The 17,851-nt window shown below is 38.8% G+C and carries 17 protein-coding genes and 1 pseudogene; 12 read left to right on the forward strand and 6 right to left on the reverse strand.

Features of this window, described 5'->3' with window-relative positions; all coding sequences use genetic code 11:
- The first annotated feature begins 317 nt into the window (after positions 1-317).
- The 8 genes from IGK14_RS02380 to IGK14_RS02415 all read left to right on the forward strand — a co-directional run bounded on the left by IGK14_RS02380 (position 318) and on the right by IGK14_RS02415 (position 8,828).
- A complete protein-coding gene (locus IGK14_RS02380; RefSeq protein ID WP_010748778.1) occupies positions 318-2,012 on the forward strand; it encodes a DUF2075 domain-containing protein in 1,695 nt (564 codons plus the stop codon).
- Positions 1,975-2,310, forward strand: a complete 336-nt coding sequence (locus tag IGK14_RS02385; protein WP_010748779.1) for a nucleotide pyrophosphohydrolase — start codon at positions 1,975-1,977, stop codon at positions 2,308-2,310. The genes IGK14_RS02380 and IGK14_RS02385 overlap by 38 nt, the downstream gene beginning before the upstream one ends.
- 480 nt (positions 2,311-2,790) lie before the next feature.
- Positions 2,791-3,534 carry a hypothetical protein gene (locus IGK14_RS02390; RefSeq protein ID WP_010748780.1) on the forward strand — a complete coding sequence of 248 codons (744 nt, stop codon included), beginning with the start codon at positions 2,791-2,793 and terminating at the stop codon, positions 3,532-3,534.
- 598 nt (positions 3,535-4,132) lie between these two features.
- Complete coding sequence (gene celB, locus IGK14_RS02395; RefSeq protein ID WP_010748782.1) at positions 4,133-5,413, forward strand: PTS cellobiose transporter subunit IIC; 1,281 nt, start codon at positions 4,133-4,135, stop codon at positions 5,411-5,413.
- Positions 5,414-6,313, forward strand: a complete 900-nt coding sequence (locus IGK14_RS02400; RefSeq protein ID WP_010748783.1) for a DUF7916 family protein — start codon at positions 5,414-5,416, stop codon at positions 6,311-6,313.
- A 333-nt stretch (positions 6,314-6,646) separates the two neighbouring features.
- Positions 6,647-6,883, forward strand: coding sequence for an addiction module antidote (locus IGK14_RS02405; RefSeq protein WP_010748784.1), 237 nt, complete (start codon positions 6,647-6,649; stop codon positions 6,881-6,883).
- Positions 6,880-7,290, forward strand: a complete 411-nt coding sequence (locus tag IGK14_RS02410) for a type II toxin-antitoxin system death-on-curing family toxin (RefSeq protein WP_010748785.1) — start codon at positions 6,880-6,882, stop codon at positions 7,288-7,290. Before IGK14_RS02405 ends, IGK14_RS02410 begins: the two co-directional genes overlap by 4 nt.
- 545 nt (positions 7,291-7,835) lie before the next feature.
- A complete protein-coding gene (locus IGK14_RS02415; RefSeq protein ID WP_016249829.1) occupies positions 7,836-8,828 on the forward strand; it encodes a serine hydrolase domain-containing protein in 993 nt (330 codons plus the stop codon).
- Here the strand turns inward: IGK14_RS02415 and IGK14_RS02420 are convergent.
- The 3 genes from IGK14_RS02420 to IGK14_RS02430 all read right to left on the reverse strand — a co-directional run bounded on the left by IGK14_RS02420 (position 8,825) and on the right by IGK14_RS02430 (position 11,251).
- Positions 8,825-9,712 (reverse strand): IS3 family transposase, encoded by an 888-nt coding sequence (locus IGK14_RS02420; protein WP_412059278.1) that lies wholly within the window; start codon positions 9,710-9,712, stop codon positions 8,825-8,827. The two genes, IGK14_RS02415 and IGK14_RS02420, sit on opposite strands and share 4 nt — an antisense overlap.
- Positions 9,670-10,236, reverse strand: coding sequence for a helix-turn-helix domain-containing protein (locus tag IGK14_RS02425; protein ID WP_016249831.1), 567 nt, complete (start codon positions 10,234-10,236; stop codon positions 9,670-9,672). Before IGK14_RS02425 ends, IGK14_RS02420 begins: the two co-directional genes overlap by 43 nt.
- 271 nt (positions 10,237-10,507) lie before the next feature.
- Positions 10,508-11,251 carry an EAL domain-containing protein gene (locus IGK14_RS02430; protein WP_010748787.1) on the reverse strand — a complete coding sequence of 248 codons (744 nt, stop codon included), beginning with the start codon at positions 11,249-11,251 and terminating at the stop codon, positions 10,508-10,510.
- A gap of 134 nt (positions 11,252-11,385) precedes the next feature.
- Between IGK14_RS02430 and IGK14_RS02435 the strand changes: the two genes are divergently transcribed.
- The 3 genes and pseudogenes from IGK14_RS02435 (at position 11,386) to IGK14_RS02445 (ending at position 13,841) form a co-directional block, all read left to right on the forward strand.
- A complete protein-coding gene (locus IGK14_RS02435; protein WP_228074223.1) occupies positions 11,386-12,510 on the forward strand; it encodes a GGDEF domain-containing protein in 1,125 nt (374 codons plus the stop codon).
- 458 nt (positions 12,511-12,968) lie between these two features.
- A complete protein-coding gene (locus IGK14_RS02440) occupies positions 12,969-13,286 on the forward strand; it encodes a hypothetical protein (protein ID WP_010748789.1) in 318 nt (105 codons plus the stop codon).
- Between the two features lie 229 nt (positions 13,287-13,515).
- Positions 13,516-13,841: pseudogene (locus tag IGK14_RS02445) on the forward strand (DUF3267 domain-containing protein).
- A gap of 194 nt (positions 13,842-14,035) precedes the next feature.
- Here IGK14_RS02445 and IGK14_RS02450 read toward each other — a convergent pair.
- Together IGK14_RS02450 and IGK14_RS02455 are read right to left on the reverse strand one after the other, a co-directional pair.
- Entirely contained in the window at positions 14,036-14,455 is a 420-nt protein-coding gene (locus tag IGK14_RS02450) for a DUF2000 domain-containing protein (protein ID WP_005232083.1), read from the reverse strand.
- Positions 14,448-15,281, reverse strand: a complete 834-nt coding sequence (locus tag IGK14_RS02455) for an AraC family transcriptional regulator (protein WP_010748791.1) — start codon at positions 15,279-15,281, stop codon at positions 14,448-14,450. The genes IGK14_RS02450 and IGK14_RS02455 overlap by 8 nt, the downstream gene beginning before the upstream one ends.
- A gap of 367 nt (positions 15,282-15,648) precedes the next feature.
- On the opposite strand from IGK14_RS02455, the gene IGK14_RS02460 reads away from it, so the two are divergent.
- Entirely contained in the window at positions 15,649-15,765 is a 117-nt protein-coding gene (locus IGK14_RS02460) for a putative holin-like toxin (RefSeq protein WP_080646931.1), read from the forward strand.
- Between the two features lie 506 nt (positions 15,766-16,271).
- Here IGK14_RS02460 and IGK14_RS02465 read toward each other — a convergent pair.
- Positions 16,272-17,696: a glycoside hydrolase family 1 protein gene (locus tag IGK14_RS02465; RefSeq protein ID WP_010748792.1), complete on the reverse strand. Its 1,425-nt coding sequence runs from the start codon at positions 17,694-17,696 to the stop codon at positions 16,272-16,274.
- Positions 17,697-17,851 lie beyond the last annotated feature (155 nt).

Consider the following 17,851-nt stretch of genomic DNA (forward strand, 5'->3'; position numbering starts at 1 on the left):
AATTTATAAATATCCTAAACAGAGGATGTTTAATGAATTGTCAAATGGGATTTTCAGCTATTTATTTTAGAACGTCTTAGAGAGGATTCGTTTGAAAAGAGTTTCAGGATAATAGGTTAGTCTATTAAATCATTAGCAAAGTATGCACGTTGGACGAAATTAGTAGATTAATCAACAGCGATTTTTTTAGATAATGGTTATTTTGCTAAAACAAAAAATTACCAATTTTGTCTTTAATGCTTTAAGAGCAAAATATGCAATGATATACTAAAATAAATAACCTTAATGGAATAGACACTAAACGGAGAATCTAAAATATGACCAACCAACTAATCATAGAAGATCATCATTTCAAGAAAGGTGAGCTATCTAGCATAACGACGGCATATATCGATCAGTACCCAGTCGTTTACATACTCTACAACCGAAATGAAAAGAAAAGACCTGTTGCGTACATTGGTCAAACGGTTCAAGTGAACAAACGATTGAAACAGCACTTGAATAACTCTAAGCGCAAAGAAATTAAAGAAGTCTTACTGATTGGGCATGAAAAATTCAATCAATCAGCGACCTACAATATCGAAACCAATTTGATCAATCACTTCATTGGGGATGAGCAGTTTCAGTTACAAAACGTCAGTCAAACAAGACAGGTGCAGATGCATCAGTATTATGAAAAAGAGTATTATGATGAAGTGGTCTTCCAAGAGTTATGGGAAGAATTGCAAAGGCGTCAGTTGGCGAAGCACTCAATCGATACGATTCGCAACAAAGATGTATATAAATTATCCCCTTTTAAAGAACTGACGCCAGAACAGTTAGATATAAAACTTGAAATCATTGAGTACTGTAAACAAGCGATTCAGCAGGATGAAATACAAAAAGTCTTGATGATCGAAGGAGAAGCTGGAACGGGAAAGAGCGTCTTATTGGCATCTCTCTATAACACCCTTCAAGACTATACAAAATCAGAGTCTGTATTAAAAGGCACTGATAATTATTTGCTGGTCAACCATTCAGAGATGTTAAAAACCTATCATACAATGGCAGAAAGTTTGCCAAATTTAAAAAAGAATCATATGTTAAAGCCAACTTCTTTTATTAATAAAACAGATAATCAGAAGTTGCACCCAGACATCGTTATTGTGGATGAAGCCCATTTGCTTTTAACGAAGAAAGACAGTTATAACAGTTTTCACTATGAAAACCAACTAGAAGAGATTATCAAGCGAGCAAAAATCACGATTTGTATTTTTGATCCGAAGCAAGTATTGAAAATCAAAAGTTACTGGGATCAGGACAAACTGGATCAGTTTCAGAAAAGGTACAATGCTTCTCGCTTTAAGCTAAAAGATCAATTAAGAATGAAAAGTAGTCCACAAATAATTCAATGGATCGATGATATCGTAGAAAAACGTGTAACACCGATTCCAGAATCAACAGCATCTTTTGAGCTTCAGATTATGGAAACCCATGATGCGTTGAAGAATAAAATCTTTTCTCTCGATAAAAAGGAAGGTCTGTCACGGATCATCTCAACATTCGATTATGTTCATAAGAAAGACGGAGCTTCATATCTTGTAGAACCTGGTGGGATCAACCTGCCCTGGAATACGACCGATACGAAGCGAACATGGGCGGAGCGACCAGATACAATCAGTGAAGTCGGGTCAATCTACACCGTCCAAGGCTTTGATTTAAACAATGTAGGAGTCGTCATTGGTCCTTCCGTTGATTACGATCCAGAGACCGACCAGCTTATCATCGATATCGATAAATATGAGGACAAAGGGGCGTTTACGGGACGTGACGATATGAACCAAGAATTGACGAAGAAAGCCAAAGAAACGATCATCCTTAATTCATTGAATGTATTAATGAAACGAGCAATCAAAGGGCTTTACATCTATGCAATCAATCCCAATCTGCGCCAAAAACTCATAACCCTACAAAACGAAAGGAGCCAGTCCTACCATGCAAAACCAACCCTCTTCAATGGAACGGATCAATAAATTCCGAGATGATCGCAATTGGCGACAATTCCATAATGAAAAAGATCTAGCTATTTCTATCTCCATCGAAGCCGCCGAATTGTTGGAGATTTTTCAATGGAAAACATCTGAAGAAGCCACTCAAGATTTCGAACATCTAAAAGAAGAAATTGCCGATGTTCTGATTTATTCCTATATGCTGGCAGACAATTTGGGTCTTGATATTGATGAGATCATCAAAGAAAAGCTGGAAAAAAACAACATGAAGTATTCGGTGAAAGAAAGTAAAGATTCGAAAAAGAAGTATAATGAATTGTAATAAAAAGAAGCAAGGACGCTGCAAGTTCTTGCTTCTTTTTTTGATGGAATAGGAGCAACAACGGCTTTCTGAATTCATCAGTAATTGGTTACGAACATCAAAAATCTGTCATAATTGAGAAAGTTGAAGATAACTTCAAATTGGTTACAATTTTTCGGAAATTTGAAGATAACTTCAAATAAGCCCAATTTTTTATAAAGAATGAAGTTAGACCTACTGTCTGCAAGAGCAAAAACAAGATTATCCTATCCGAAAATGAAGACAAGATTATCGGGAAAAAATCGGCAACAATGAAGGTCATTTTCTATGAAAAATATTTCTCCCCAAAACCTAAAAAACCTATTGCCCCCCAAGCCCACTTACTGTATAGTAAACAAGAATATTCTATGAAAATAACCAAAAATAACCAATTAAAAAGACTTTGTTATTGAAAATTGCGCTTAAACGATGCCGCAAACGGAATGTAAGAAGGAGAAAACAATGACGTATCTAACAAACAATTTTGTGAATTGCATGATCACTTTAGGGTTTATCTTCATCCATCTATCTTCAAATGTTATCTCATCCAGAAAACTAAACGTGCAATACATGAGCTCCTTTGCCGCTGGTGTAGGGATCTCCTATGCGATCGTTCATCTATTGCCCCATTTGGCGTATTTTCAAACGGTGTTGATCGATGAATTTGGCTGGGATTCGGGGATTTTTTATAGTCATGGGGTCTATGGCATCGTTTTGTTTGGCTTAGTCTTCAGTTACGTGATCTACAAAATCGATGAGCGGACGTTTATGGTGTTAGAAAAGAAAGACATCACCAGTGCCAAAAACGCCTTTTTTTGGTCGGATATCGCTTTTCATGTGATCTACAATATCATGATCGGCTATATCGTGATTGCCAATACGCTATCAGAGCGTTTTTACATTTTGCCCTACTTTATTGCCTTTGGTTTGCACTTTCTCATGAACGATTGGCTGCTCTATCACCATCATGGTGCCCTCTATAACAAATATGGCCGCTTTGTGCTTTCCTTCAGTATTTTCGCGGGAGCTGCGTTCTCCCTCTTTGTTTCATTGCCCTACTATTTGGTGGTCATCATTGAAGCCTTGATCACCGGCGCTTTGCTGGTGAATATCATCAAATTTGAGTTACCCAATGAAGGAGAAGGCAGTATTCGTGGGCTATTGGTAGGTACGATCTGCTCTGGAATTTTGTTTGTATTTGTCTAGCGCGAAAAGGAGGACTGAATCATGGATGATTCGGGCCTCCTTTTTTTATAAATACGCAAAGCAATTACTGTTTTCTGTTTCAATCGAACAAATCACAATAGTTTTTTATTTTTTTGACCATTATTTACAATTTTGTTACGATGTTCGCTTGCTTTTCCCAAAAACATTCTATAAAATGTAAGCGAATAGAAACCAAAAAAATAGGCACCTCGTATCTCTGCGCCAACAGATTTACGAGGCCCTGATCAGTCACACCCTTAAGACGGATGACCAATCAAGTTGCCATAGTTGATCGCCAAAGGCATTGGACAATCTTGTCCAATGCCTTTTTTGTCGTTTGAAACGGTTCATGCGCAGGATCGTTTGCGGCGAATAACAGGTATGAAGATCAGTTGAGAACAGTTGCATGGAAAATAGGCAGTCATAGTTGAGAAATCCAAAGCCTTGCGTTCTTACTGTGTTCATAGCAATAGCGTTGTGGCGATCAGCACTTCAATCCTAGGTTCTTGAAGGTGGTAAGCCTTGGTTTCTATTCACACTTCGAAAAGATACCTGAACGCACTCTTTCAGCGATCTTTTAAGGTTAAGGAGGAAGCTTATGAAGGATTCGTTAAAGAAATTTATGGAAGAAAAGATGCTGCCATGGGGAATGAAAATTGACGGTGAAGAGCATCTAGTTGCTATCCGTGATGGACTTGTCACCACGATGCCTTTGATTATTATCGGTTCCATTTTTGTTATTTTATCCAACGTTCCATGGGAAGGCTTTAACCTATTTGTTACTAGTATTTTTGGCGGGGAATGGCGCAGCAAATTAGACTTTGTCGTCCAAGTGACCTTTGGTGTGATGGCGCTGTTCAATTCCTTTGCTATTGCGTATAGTTTAGCAACCACTTACCGCGTCAGCGGTTTATCTGCCGGTGTATTGGCAGCCTCGGTTTTTCTTTTAGTCACTCCGATTGAAGATGGCGGCATTCAAATGTCTTATCTTGGTAGCCGCGGGCTGATCGTAGCAATCATCACTAGTCTAATCACGGCGGAGATTTTCCGATTATTCGTACAAAAGAATATCGTGATTCGGATGCCAGAAAACGTTCCACCGGCGGTCAGTCGCTCCTTTATTGCATTGATCCCCTCATTCTTTTGCCTCTCGCTTTTCTGGGTGATTCGTTTATTAGTGGAATCATTCGGTAACACGAATGTTCATGATCTGCTGTACAGTCTTGTGGGACAACCATTGTCGATCATTGGCGGAGGCTTTATAGGCGGTCTGTTTGCCATTATGTTTACGTCATTGTTTTGGTCAGTGGGTATCCACGGGTGGGACTTGGTCTTGAGCGTCTTGCAGCCGACATGGATTCAAATGATCGATGAGAATCGAATCGCTTTTCAAAACGGCGAAACGATTCCGCATATCATCAATTATACCTTTATGAATACCTTTGTCTGGATTGGCGGTAGTGGGGTGATTTTGGGCTTGGCGATCTTGCTCTTAGTCAGAAGTAAAAGCAAGTATTTAAAAGAGTTGGGGAAACTCGGATTTCCATCAACGGTTTTCAATGTCAATGAACCCATCATGTTTGGGTTGCCCGTTGTCATGAATCCATTGATTTTGTTCCCATATATTCTGACGCCGGTCGTTTGCTATATCATTTCTTATACGACAGTTGCCATGGGGATCGTCCAACCTGCCGTCGTTTTGGTTCCCTGGTCGATGCCGCCAATCATCGGCGGTTATCTAGCCACAGGCGGACATATTTCGGGGGCAATCTTACAACTGGTGAATCTGACGGTTTCTATCGCCATCTATTATCCATTCTTCAAAATGCTGGATAATCGGACATTAGCCAGTGAACTCGGTTCAGAAAGTGAGGAGTAAATGGAGACAAAACGATTATTGAATTGCACGGCAGCTGATTTTAAATCATTTGATAAAGACCAGCTATTGGAAAGTATCCGAGGAAGTGCGGGGCGGACGATCGTAGCAGAAAATGATGTCCAAATCGATCCGATGTCTAGAGGAATCACCAATGCTGAATTCGTCGCTGCATTTGGGGCGGATTTGATTTTGCTGAACCTATTTGATTGCGAAAACGGCGCTATCAAAGGATTACCGACAACGGATGACCCCATTCGCTTTTTGCAATGCTTAACGGGGCGGCCTATTGGGGTCAATCTTGAGCCTGTCGACGATTGTGCGGAGCAGATGGAACAGCTGACAACTATCGCTACTGGGCGTTTGGCAACAAAGAAAAACATGGCTCGTGCAGAAGCACTTGGATTTGATTTTATCTGTCTGACAGGAAATCCTTCTACTGGCGTTTCAAATAAAGAGATCACAGCGGCAATCAAACAAGCAAGAGCCATTTTCTCTGGGATCATTATTGCTGGAAAAATGCACGGTGCTGGTGTCAATGAACCCGTGTTAGATGAAGAAATTGCGTCTGCGTTCATTCAAGCTGGAGCCGATGTTATTCTTGTACCCATTGCGGGCACGATTCCTGGGCTGAGTGAACAACACATGAGTGATCTTGTAGCCTTTATTCACCAAAAAGGGCAGTTGGTCATGGGCACCATCGGTACTACACAGGAAGGTGCAGATACAGGTACGATCCGTGCCTTGGCATTGACTAGCAAACGTGCCGGCTGCGACCTTCATCATATCGGAGATGCAGGTTTTTCTGGGACCGCTGATCCCGAGAACATCTTGCAACTATCCATCGCCATCAGAGGCAAGCGCCATACCTATCACCGAATGGCCGTCTCAGTGAATAGGTAGGTGGAACAAATGGGCACATGCCTATGAAAGGCAAGAAGTGTTAGAAAAATTTTTCGTTGAATGTTGAATAATGAAGTAAGACCGAAACAGAGAGTGAGTTCTTTGTTTCGGTTTTTTTATAGTGAGTTTTAATGCGTGATCAAGAATTCGCAACAATTGTGGTGAGTAGGAAAAAAATTAGGAAATATATTTTCAAATTGGATTGATTATTCTTTGGTATGTCGGATCATAGAGTTGAAGGTTATGCTCTTTAAGACATATTTTGACGGCATGTATCTATTGTTGTATAATGTATATACAAATTCATTTGTATATACATTGGGAGGGTAGAAATTGAAAAAAACAAAAAATTATAAAGTCAGAAGATCTGGTAATAGTGATATTACAACGATACCTGCAGAAGTAAAGGAGTATATCGGTGTTCAGACCGGTGAATCAATCAGCTATGTTTTTGAACGGGATGGATCTGTAAAAATGATTAAAGCGGTTGAAGAAGTTTCTATTGATTCAATCGTAGATTCAGTCATGGATCAATACGACAAAGCTTTAAAAGACTTGGTTGACTTATGATTTTTTTGACGGCGGCAGATGTGATTAGAATCAATGCGAAAGTAATTGTACAGTATTCTAAAGGAGAAATGATTGGTGTAAAAGATGCAAGTGCGTTGGATATGGCAATAAATCAACCTTCACAAGCTGTGTTTGGCAAAGAATTATATCCGACAATTTTTGATAAGGCATCAATTTTAGCAATTAACTTAGTAAAAAGACACCCTTTCCATAATGGTAATAAACGGACCGCTTTAGTTTCTATGATTACTTTTTTGCAGCTTAATGAATATGTGACAAATTTTTCTCAAGATGAAGCGGTCAATTTTATTTTGACTATTACTACTAGTAAAAAAGAGTTTAACGATTTAAAAGAAGAGGTGGCAAGCTACTTACAAGATTCTAATCGCGTAAGGCCTAACTTTTAAGTAAAGGGTGCAAAGAAACATTTCAATTAATTGATGGTTGTTTAGTAATCAAACGGAATTGTTCGCATAAAGGTTAGTAGCCGATCATGACTTTTCGTTAAACACATCGACGCGAAAGCAGATCAAATCCTTATAAAAAGGAATTTGGTCTGTTTTCGTCTTTTCTATTCGCCACTTGCGCCACGCGTTTTTTATTCAATAGTTATTCTTCTAACCCTCGGTTCATCTATCAATCGAAAAATCGCATAAGCCCTCTATCATTGCTATTCCAGCATTTAGAACAAAACATAAAATAAACATAGTTTTTTTTGCAAAATTCCGAGAAACAGCGAGTAGGTTGTCATTGCTCATGAAATGACAGATGGATAGAATGGTCGGGTATTTTTGCACACAAAGTACAAAGATACCACCATTGTGAAGCGCTTTATTCTATGATACCCTGAACAGATAGGAGGAGATAAGGATGTTGCGTTTCCAAATATGAAAAGGGTAGGCTGGTGTTGACGTCAAGTTGTCCTTGTACGAAACATTCGGAGGAAGAGAAAATGAATACCCAATTAATTGATAAGAGATTAGAACAAAAGCAAAAAGAGTACGCTTTTTATGGCAACATTCGTGTGGTCAAAGCTGACAAAGTTTTGGTGGATCGCACTTTTGGCTATGCAAACGAGGCAGACAAATTGCCAAATCGTGCCCATACCCGTTTTGGTATTGCCTCAGGTTGCAAGCTTTTTACGGCACTAGCCATTTGCCAATTAGTTGAAGCAGGCAAACTGAGCTTGGAAACGACACTGCAGGAGTGTGTTCCAGATGTATTGCCAAACTTTGATCCAGCTGTGACTGTTCATCATTTGCTTACACATACCTCTGGTATCCCTGACTATTTTGATGAAGAAGTATCCGATGATTTTGAAGCACTTTGGCAAGATTTGCCGACCTATCGAGTGAGAACCCCCCGTGATTTTTTGCCGCTTTTTCAGAGAAAAGCCATGGCTGATCCAGTGGGAAGCAAGGTCAAGTACAACAATGCAGGGTACATCCTCTTAGGAATGGTGGTAGAAGCAGTTAGCGGCTTGCACTTTACCGACTATATTGAAAAGAATATTTTTGAAAAAGCAGAAGTGACAGATGCTGGTTATTTTGCACAAGACACGTTGCCTCGCAATACGGCATTAGGATATATTGAAACGGAATCAGGACTTAAAACCAATATATTTTCCATCCCAGCCATGGGCGGACCGGATGGCGGTGCTTATGTATCAGTTGAAGACTTAGAAAAATTCTGGCATGCATTGATGTGCGGGCAATTACTGAGTAAAACAATGACCGAGATATTTTTGACACCACAAGTCCATGAGGAAGATGAATTTTTTTATGGCTATGGCGGTTTGATGAAAGTGGTAGAACAAAAAGTGGTGAAGTACATCCAGATGGGCTATGATCCAGGTGTCAACTACCATTGTAGTGACCCCAAAAAGTTAGACTTTTATGGAGTGGAGAAATCCACTCCTTTTTTGTACGATAAGATTAACTGTTAGACAGCTGTTTTTACAGCTTCTCGAAACTGAACCGGACTTCGCCAATTTAATTTCTTTTTGATGCGTTTATGGTTGTAATAATAGATATATTGGTCAATTTTTGTTTTCAATTCATCTAAACTCCGATAGACTTCTCCATGAAAAATCTCTTGCTTTAATAAACCAAAGAAGTTTTCCATAGGTGAGTTATCTAAACAATTCCCTTTACGAGACATACTCTTGAAGATTTTATGCTGCTTCAATTTATTCTTATAAGCATTCATTTGATAGGCCCATCCTTGATCTGAATGGAAGGTTCTACGAAATGGACAATCATTTGTCATCTGGATTGCTTCTTCTAATCCTTCCATTATGGCTAGTGCGTTTGGTTTTTCAGAAATCCGATAAGATAGAATTTCACTATTGTAGAAATCCATGAAAGGATCTAAATACAGCTTTTTCTGACGAACGACACCTGTGGTGTCTACTTCATAATACTTAAACTCTGTGGTATCAGTTGTAATTTTTTGGTGACAGATATTTGTATAAAACCGACGATGAATACGATTTTTGGCGACAGTACCAACCTTCCCACGATAAGAATTGTACCGTCGAGATTTTCGAGTGTAAGACTTTACTTCGATACCTAGTTTTTTTATCAGGCGTTGAATCTTCTTTTTATTGACATGAATCCCTTGATTCTCTAATTCTTTTTTTAGTCGCAGACAGCCATAGTCTTTATGCTCTTTGCGAATTTCAAGCATTTTTTCTTCAATTTCTTGGTCTGGGTTTGGTCTGTCAAACCGTTTCTGCCAATACATATAGGTTGCTTTAGGAAATTTCAATGTTTCAAGAAGCTCAACTAGTTTGAATGATCCTCGGAGGCTGGCGATGATTCGTGCGATTGATTCTTGCGTCTTTGCTGGGCTTCCTGTTTTCGCAGCTTCCTCAACTCTTTTAAAAAGGCATTCTCAATTTGAAGGGATCGGACTTGCTTTTCTAATGCCTTGATACGCTCGCGTTCTTCAGTTGTTGTATTTTCTTTTTTGTTTTCTTTTTTTCTAGTCAAAGTAAGTGGTCGCCCTTTCTCTTTTGAGAGCCCCTCAATACCTGCTTCTCTGAAATTACGCATCCAATTGGCAATAAGCGCAGGGTTGTTCATTTCTAAAGTGCTAGCAACTTCTCGATAGGACATCTCACTTGTTTGATATAACTCTAGCGCATTTAACTTAAATTGAACAGAATATTTCTGATTTTGATGCTTTCTCAATAGACCTTCCTCTCCGTATTCACGATAGGCATTCACCCAATTACTTACTTGAGACTTGCTTGAAATACCGTATTTGTTGGCAAGATACCGATATCCGCCCACGCCACTAAGATATTCTTTAACGATTTTTAGTTTTAATTCAAAAGGATATTTTGCCATACAAATAACGACCCCAAAAAGTTAGATTTTTTGGTCTAACTTTTGGGGGTCGCTTCATTCTTGAATGCTTTTTGTCTATTCACCTATCAAAAAAAGGTCTTTTCTTTGATTTCTACTTTCTCTCATGTGAAATCACCGTTAAAACGATGCTGAATCAGCAAAAATTCTGCAAATAAAATTATTTGTGTTATATTTGAAGGGCATCTGTTCATTTTTTTAATAATCGTTTATTTTTAATCGCGTATAGTGAGAAAAATAAACGACGCGATGGCTATTTTTTTCGCTTTAATTGATCAGCTGGGGCAGGTTTATCCAAATAAAACCCTTGTTGAAGAAAAATCTCTTCTTCAAGTAGGTACTCATGGATATCCGAGGTTTCGACCCCTTCGACAATAAATTGGATTTTACGATTGCTGGCGATATTTCGCCAGAAGTCGATCAAAAAGAAAATCTCCTTTTGGGAAAGCACTCGCAACGAGATAGGCGAAAATTTGATCACATCGATTTTATCCAGCATCGGTGCAATATTTGTCAGTGAATGAATGCCTGTCCCTACATCATCCAATGCGACAGAAAAGCGCATCTTTTTTATTTGGTTGATTTTGTTCATAAGAAAGGACTTGGGATCACAAGCGATAGAAGGTTCTGTATCGTCTTCGGTGATCTCAATCAAAATACGATCATGGTAGGGAGCTAAATCAGCTAACATCAAAAAGGTTTCTGGATAGCTGAGTTGTTGCGGGTGGATATTGAGACTGATTTTTGTTTCTTCGTTCGGATGAAGCAAGCTGAAAATTTCATTTCGATACCACTGCAGTAAACGAGTATGTAATTTTTTGTATTTGATTACTTGCTGGAAGAAGGAAAGGGGAAACCTATTTCTTTCGGTACTTCTCAATAATAATTCGTAGCCAATCACTTTCTGACTATCTGCTTTCATTTGAAAGATAGGCTGGGCATCAAAATATAATTGGGGAAATATCGATAAGAGTTCTTGTTCTATTTTCTCAGACATTGGTTTCTGCTCCTTTCTGGGGTCGCTTTATTTTTGGTTTCATGAAGTGCAGGAAAAAAGCTTATTTCGTGCGCTGCATCGTTAAAGAATCGAGCCTTTCAAAATCATGGGCGAACGATTTTAAAGAAAAATCTATGAAAGAAAGAAGGAGTAGTGTGTTTGTCCATCTGATTTATGCTGCGATCTATTCTGTGTTAGTCGTGAGCTTGCTCATTTCGTATGATTTGTTTATCAAGAACTTCAAAGAATTGAATTTACGCCTGTCGTTTAAAATTCTTATTGGTATTGTTTTGTTTATTTCGCAAGTCTACTTTATTATATCATTTTCTTTGAACAGTATCGGTTATGTTGCGTATGAATATACGATTCCAATCTTTATTTATTATTTTGGCATTCTCAAAGAAAAAATCTATCTGGTTGGGTTAGTACCCGTCATTTTGCTGACCTTTTTTGCATTGATCAATAAATTTGAATGGGAAGCCATGCTCTTTATTATCGGATTAAATTACATCATTTTAATCGTTACGGGCTTATTAAAGAAAAGATTTTATGGACAACCAAATCACACAGCATTTTACCTATTTTCGATTTTCGTTACGGTTGTCTCGCCGATGCTCAACGCCTTGCTTTTTTATCGCCGCGAAATTAGCGTTTGGGATGTGGTGTCTTTAGGCATTGGATCCGTGGGGATCGTTTCTTTATGGAAGTATTATTTGCAGAATCAAAAAAATTTTCTGGAAAAAATCAACACAAAAATCATTGAACGCAATTATGATGAGTTGACCAAGGTGAAAAATTTCCGCAGTCTGAACGAGGATATTTCAAAGCTGGCGCTACTTGAGAAGGACCAGCTCGTCGTGGTGATGATGGATTTAGATCATTTTAAGCGCATCAATGATCACCATGGACATCAAATCGGCAATCAAGCCCTATCCTTCTTTTCGGAAAAACTGATGACGTTTCTCTACCAGAAAAGTCCTTCCCATTTAGTCGAAGTCTATCGATATGGCGGCGAAGAATTTTTAGTCCTATTTAAAGAGAATACTTCTGATGCTGTGAAAAAAATTATTGAAGAATTCCATTTGTTTTTAAGCAATGAACAGTTGAAATTAGAAACCGCCCAACTGACCCTTTACTTTTCGGCAGGGATTTCAGAAGCAGCCTCTGCGTTAGACATTTCAGAAACCTTCTACCAAGCAGATCAAGCATTGTACGAAGCCAAAAGGAAAGGCAGAAACCGCACGATTATTTTTTCTTGAGACGTTTGCTTTTCTAAAGAAGGTTTCGCAGTCTTTTCTCAAGTAGATCGGGTGTTGTAGGAAACCAAAAGGAAAGACAAGGTCGTATGATTTTTTTAGATGAATATTTTTCAGAAGAAGTTTTAATAAAGAGACAAGGTTCGCAGGCTTCTTTTTCCAGCGTCGTGTCTTTTTCAAAGGGAAGAGAGGAAGCAATCTGGTAAGTATAACGGTTTACTAAACGGTTTGCCGATTGTCTTGAGAGGTTAAGCGAGGATAGAAAGGCAAGTAGAGTGCTTTTTAAGAAGTGGGAAGAAACCACTTCTTTTTTGCACCAATCATTGGGCAGCCGCGCTTGGCAGCATCGACTTGGTTTTCTGGCGTGTTTACACCTTTTGAAAGCAATGGTATATTTAATTGATAAGTAAATAAAATTTTTTTTGCTGTGCGTAACGATTACTGACTAAGGAGATTTCCCTATGAAACCAATTCGGCAAACGTTGTACCAAAGTGCTTTGTACGTAGCTATTCCTTTGATCGCGAGTCTACTGATTGGTTACTTAGCCAAATGCTCACTCCTGATTCCTGCCTCCATTATTTATGGCGTTCTTTTAGTGTTTATGATCCCCTCCGACAGCTTTTTATCAAGCAACGTGGACTACCAAACGAAACGTATGAATCCAAGTTTTCGTCCTCCGCCATTACAGAGAAGGATTGAAGGTGCGCCAGAGATGATCAATTTCCTCTTCGTTTTAACGGCACTGGTTTTGTGTTTGCTGCTCTTGTTGGTTGGGTAAAGGGAATTCATAGAAATTATGTATTAAGAAGAATGTCGAAAAGAAAAGGAGAACAGCGATGAAATTACTCAAACAAATCAATTTAATGGATGATCAAAAAACAATAAAGAGATTGAATCTCGCGGTGATCCCTAGTTTTATTTTTTTCTATGTGTTCTTTACACTATTTGTCTTAGGTGGTCATGGGTCAAATGCTGAAACTTCGTTTATTTTCGATCTTTTGATCTTAATGGTTGCATATTTTATTCTCATCATTATTCATGAACTGATCCATGGTGCCTTCTTTAAGCTTTTTGACCCCAAAGGGAAGGTAAAGTTTGGGTTCAAAAATGGCGTAGCATATGCCACTAGTCCCCATTCCTTGGCATTTCTGTGGGTCTCTTTCTATTTTATTTATTTGGCTGGTTGACGGCATCTCTTTTTACCTTGATTGCTGCCGCACATGCCGCTTCTTGTGTGGGAGACTTTTACTTTCTTTTTCTGATTGTTAAAGCACCAACGAACAGTCGTGTAGAAGATACAGAAGTAGGACTGAATATTTATCAAGGAGAGTAGTTTATTTTTCCATTGATCTTGGCAAAATCAAAGAGCAAGAAAATGTATGCTAGAAAATCTCTTACAAAAAAGCAAACACCTCAAAAGTGTTTGTTTTTTTTATAGGACTGTTTATAAAAAACGTATATAGCAAGAAGACTGTTCGGCCGACAAAAAGACAACTTGTTTTAAACGACCGTTTTCTCACTAGCGTTTTACCGATACAACGGTAAGCTGCCAGCGACTTTATTGATACTCTTTTTCTTGCCTTTTAAACAAAGACCAAAATAAGCCAGTGTTTCTGTGGGAATTGTCTCAAGCGTCTGACGGTATTGCTCGTAAGAATTGGTGGTCTGAGCAACGTCGGAAAAATCAATGATGGTTACTTCTGGATCCGCTTGCTGACTGATCGATTCACGAATGGTCTGCAACTGTTCCTTGTTCGTTTTTAAGATAGGAATGGGAAAGTTAACAATGCCAAGGTGTTTTCTGCCTGTCGAATCGTAAATATCTTCTCCGATTCCCTCGGGAAACAATTTGCCTAAGGTTGCGCCTAAAATTGCAGCAGTATTTGCAACTAAGCCAATCGGTAATTGTTCATCGATAATCATGACACATTTTTCTTGGTTATTCATACGTTCTCACTCCATCTTCTTGGTAAATTGTTTGGTAAGCTTTCGGGGTGACCCCAATCAAGCTTTTAAAGATACGGGTAAAATGACTTTGGTCACTAAAGCCTGTCAGAAAAGCGACTTCTGCAATTGCTTCTTGTGCTTCTAGTCTTTTCTTGGCAGCACTGATACGCACCGTACTTAAATATTGAAACGGCGACAGCCCATACGCTTTGGTAAACTGCCGAATCAAGACGTACTGATTCATTCCAAGAACGTCACTTAATTCACTCAAGGACAATTTTTCGGCATAATGTTGATCGATATAGGCTTTTGCCGCTGCGGCTTTATTTGACACCGGGTCCGTTTGTTCGTGGGTGAAATCCGCATACTGAACAAGCAGGTCGTGAAGGAGACAAGTAAAGCGTTCTTGCTTTTCAAACTCATCGCCGTGATCCGACAGCAGCAGCTGGTGCACTGCATGAAATTCCTCTTTTTCTTTCACTTGGCGAATGACCGGTTCAGGAAAGTGGGGCGTCAATTGAGTGTTAAAAATTTTTTGTACTTGTACCGCCATGTTCTCCGGGGTTAAGTGGATATTGCGGTAAACCAGCTTTTCCTCCGTGAGTTGCTGGCAGCGGTGGGCAGCCTTTGGCGGAATCAAAATCAAGCCGCCTGCTTCAACGATATAGCAGGTGTTTTGACAGGTGAATTGACGCGTCCCAGCTTCCATCAAGCCAATCACATAATATTCGTGCCAATGGTTAGGAAACTCCTGCTGGATGCCGTTAAATAATAAAGCCTCTACACCAAGGGTGCTATCTTGAATGATTTTTCGTTCATTTCTCATCTGCATTCTCCTTTTTGTTACTATAACAAAAGTGGTTTTTGGTGAATAGAATGATATTGACTTTTGACTATTTTTCTTGATGGAAGGCACTTGATTGGGACTGAGAAAAGGGGCTGGAGAAGTCGGGAAAGAGCGGATCAGCCTTGAAGAAAGAACAGCAGTATATTTTGACGATTCTATGGAATGAATCAAAGTAAATGGACCATGCGCCGTGAAAAAAATAACGATAAATCCTTGGCATTTGAAAGTTTCATTGATGGAAGTATGGTACCATTTGACTGCAGTAAAGTTTGTGACGGTGGCTATCTTTGAAAGGTGGTGGTGCTTATGAATGTAAGTACTAACTCTTCAGAAAGGAGAAGCCTTTTTGTCCACAGCGGAAGCAATCGGGCTAATGATCAGTTTTGGTACATTTACCGCCATGCTGATCTTTGGTATCCTAGCCGCAGTGAAAAATGACAAAAAAAATAACCGTCGACTTTAACAGGGAAACGGTTATTTTTTAAATAATAAAAACCTGTCGCCGTCTTAAATGGCGCTGCAGAGGGGTTGTGGCCACAACTCCTCTTTACATAGTTAGTATAGCAAGCAGAGAGCGATTTTTCAACTTTAACAAGGATATTTTCAAACAAAATCGATAAGCGACATAGGCAAAACCTTATTCTCAATTGGAATAAGGTGTTCGATGTAGTCATTTTGGAAAAGTGTTCGAACATCTAAAAACGAATGAAATGTTTAAAGAAAAGGGAAGCTTTATTATCGAAACTAGCGCCTAATAAGTTCCAGATAAATTCTGATACATTTATTGCCATGCTGCTCTTTCGTATCCTAGCCACAGTGAAAAATGACAAAAAAATAACCGTCGACTTTAGCAAGGAAACGGTTATTTTTTTACTAATAAAACCCTCTCGCCTTCTTAAAAGGTGCGAAAGAGGAGTTGTGGCAACAGGTTTCTTCTATACAGATCACTATCGATCATATTCGTGAATGCTAATCTACCAGTCGCTCGAGATCGTAGGAAAAACCGTTTTGCTTACTTAGTTCCTTGTAAAACAAGCCGCTTTTCTTTATTGTACGTTTCTGTGTGGCTAAATCTAAAGAAACTAAGCCGTAGCGGTTTTTATATGCATTGATCCATGACCAACAATCAATGAATGTCCATAGATGGTATCCTTTTATATTACAGCCATCTTGAATTGCTTTCCATAAATAGGCGAGATGGTCTTGGATAAATTCAATGCGATAGTCATCAATCACCTGTCCATTTTCATCCATGAACCGTTCTTCATTAGCAACACCCATACCGTTTTCTGAGATAAAGGATTCAATATTTCCGTAGTTATTTTTGATGTCCATACATAAATCATAAATTCCTTTTTCATAGATTTCCCATCCACGATATTCATTCATTCGACGGCCAGGCATAGTATGCGGTTCAAAGAACCATTCTGGTAAGAATGGACTTTCTAGATTAACGGCAGAAGTTCTTGCTTTGACACGGCGTGGTTCATAGTAGTTTAGACCAAGTATCTGTGCGGTATTCTCTTCAATAATTTTTAGGTCTGTGTCATTGAAATCAACGGGTAATTGGTCATATTCCTCCAGCAACGAGACTAGTTTTTCTGGAAATACTCCTTTGACCATGGGATCTAAGAAACTACGAGTATAAAAAAGATCCGCAATTTCTGCTGCTTTTTTATCTGCTGAATTTTGGCTTCTTGGGAAAGTCGGACTCAAATTGAGAATTACTCCGATTTTGCTAGATAGCTGGTATTTTTTAAAAGTTTGAATGGCTTTTGCATGGGCTAATATGGTAAAGAACGCTGCTTGAGCACCACGCTTAAAATCAATGAGATTTGGATAGTGAAAATCTTCTAAATAAGAGCCCAAGATTGGCCCCAATGGTTCGTTAAAGGTGAACCAATGATAAACTAAGTCGCCAAACGCTAGAAAACAGGTATCAGCAAAATTTACATAAGCATCAACAACTTCACGTGATTCCCATCCTCCTTTATCTTGTAATTTTGCGGGCATATCAAAATGATAGAGATTCGCAAAAACTTTGATATTATTATTTTTCATTTCGGTAAAAAGATCTCGATAATAGGCTATCGCTTTCTCGTTTGGTTTACCAACCCCATCATTTGGAAACATTCGTGCCCATGAGATAGATACACGAAATGAATTGTGCCCCGTTTGTTTCATCAATTGAATATCTTCGTGGTAACGATGGATATGGTCTGTCGTAATACTAGGTCCAATTCGTTTATAAAAACGATGAGGTTCTTCGTGAAACCACCGATCCCATACGGTCTCTGCTTTTCCTGTTTCTCCACGCCCTTCAGATTGTTCTGCTGACCAAGCGGAGCCCCACCAAAAGTCATCTGGAAATGTTAACTGAGTTTGTCTTGACATTATCGTTTCCTCCTGTTCGTTTTTAATAGTGTAACATTGCTTTTAGTATAAATAAATACTTTTTATTAAAAATATATATCTTTTAGTGATGGGTATGTTTTTAGCTGTAAAAAGACAATTTTTTATGTTAAAGTATAAGTAATAGAGATGAGTAT

The sequence above is a fragment of the Enterococcus sp. DIV0970a genome, from assembly GCF_051711265.1.
Classification (GTDB): domain Bacteria; phylum Bacillota; class Bacilli; order Lactobacillales; family Enterococcaceae; genus Enterococcus_D; species Enterococcus_D casseliflavus.

Excerpts from the sequence above, each read along its gene's own strand:
- IGK14_RS02385 (WP_010748779.1), top strand. The coding sequence starts at position 1,975 with ATGCAAAACCAACCCTCTTCAATGGAACGGATCAATAAATTCCGAGAT.
- IGK14_RS02400 (WP_010748783.1), top strand. The coding sequence starts at position 5,414 with ATGGAGACAAAACGATTATTGAATTGCACGGCAGCTGATTTTAAATCA.
- IGK14_RS02455 (WP_010748791.1), bottom strand. The coding sequence starts at position 15,281 with ATGAGAAATGAACGAAAAATCATTCAAGATAGCACCCTTGGTGTAGAG.
- IGK14_RS02415 (WP_016249829.1), top strand. The coding sequence starts at position 7,836 with ATGAATACCCAATTAATTGATAAGAGATTAGAACAAAAGCAAAAAGAG.
- celB (WP_010748782.1), top strand. The coding sequence starts at position 4,133 with ATGAAGGATTCGTTAAAGAAATTTATGGAAGAAAAGATGCTGCCATGG.
- IGK14_RS02435 (WP_228074223.1), top strand. The coding sequence starts at position 11,386 with ATGAAAGAAAGAAGGAGTAGTGTGTTTGTCCATCTGATTTATGCTGCG.
- IGK14_RS02430 (WP_010748787.1), bottom strand. The coding sequence starts at position 11,251 with ATGTCTGAGAAAATAGAACAAGAACTCTTATCGATATTTCCCCAATTA.
- IGK14_RS02410 (WP_010748785.1), top strand. The coding sequence starts at position 6,880 with ATGATTTTTTTGACGGCGGCAGATGTGATTAGAATCAATGCGAAAGTA.
- IGK14_RS02390 (WP_010748780.1), top strand. The coding sequence starts at position 2,791 with ATGACGTATCTAACAAACAATTTTGTGAATTGCATGATCACTTTAGGG.
- IGK14_RS02380 (WP_010748778.1), top strand. The coding sequence starts at position 318 with ATGACCAACCAACTAATCATAGAAGATCATCATTTCAAGAAAGGTGAG.
- IGK14_RS02465 (WP_010748792.1), bottom strand. The coding sequence starts at position 17,696 with ATGTCAAGACAAACTCAGTTAACATTTCCAGATGACTTTTGGTGGGGC.
- IGK14_RS02425 (WP_016249831.1), bottom strand. The coding sequence starts at position 10,236 with ATGGCAAAATATCCTTTTGAATTAAAACTAAAAATCGTTAAAGAATAT.
- IGK14_RS02440 (WP_010748789.1), top strand. The coding sequence starts at position 12,969 with ATGAAACCAATTCGGCAAACGTTGTACCAAAGTGCTTTGTACGTAGCT.
- IGK14_RS02450 (WP_005232083.1), bottom strand. The coding sequence starts at position 14,455 with ATGAATAACCAAGAAAAATGTGTCATGATTATCGATGAACAATTACCG.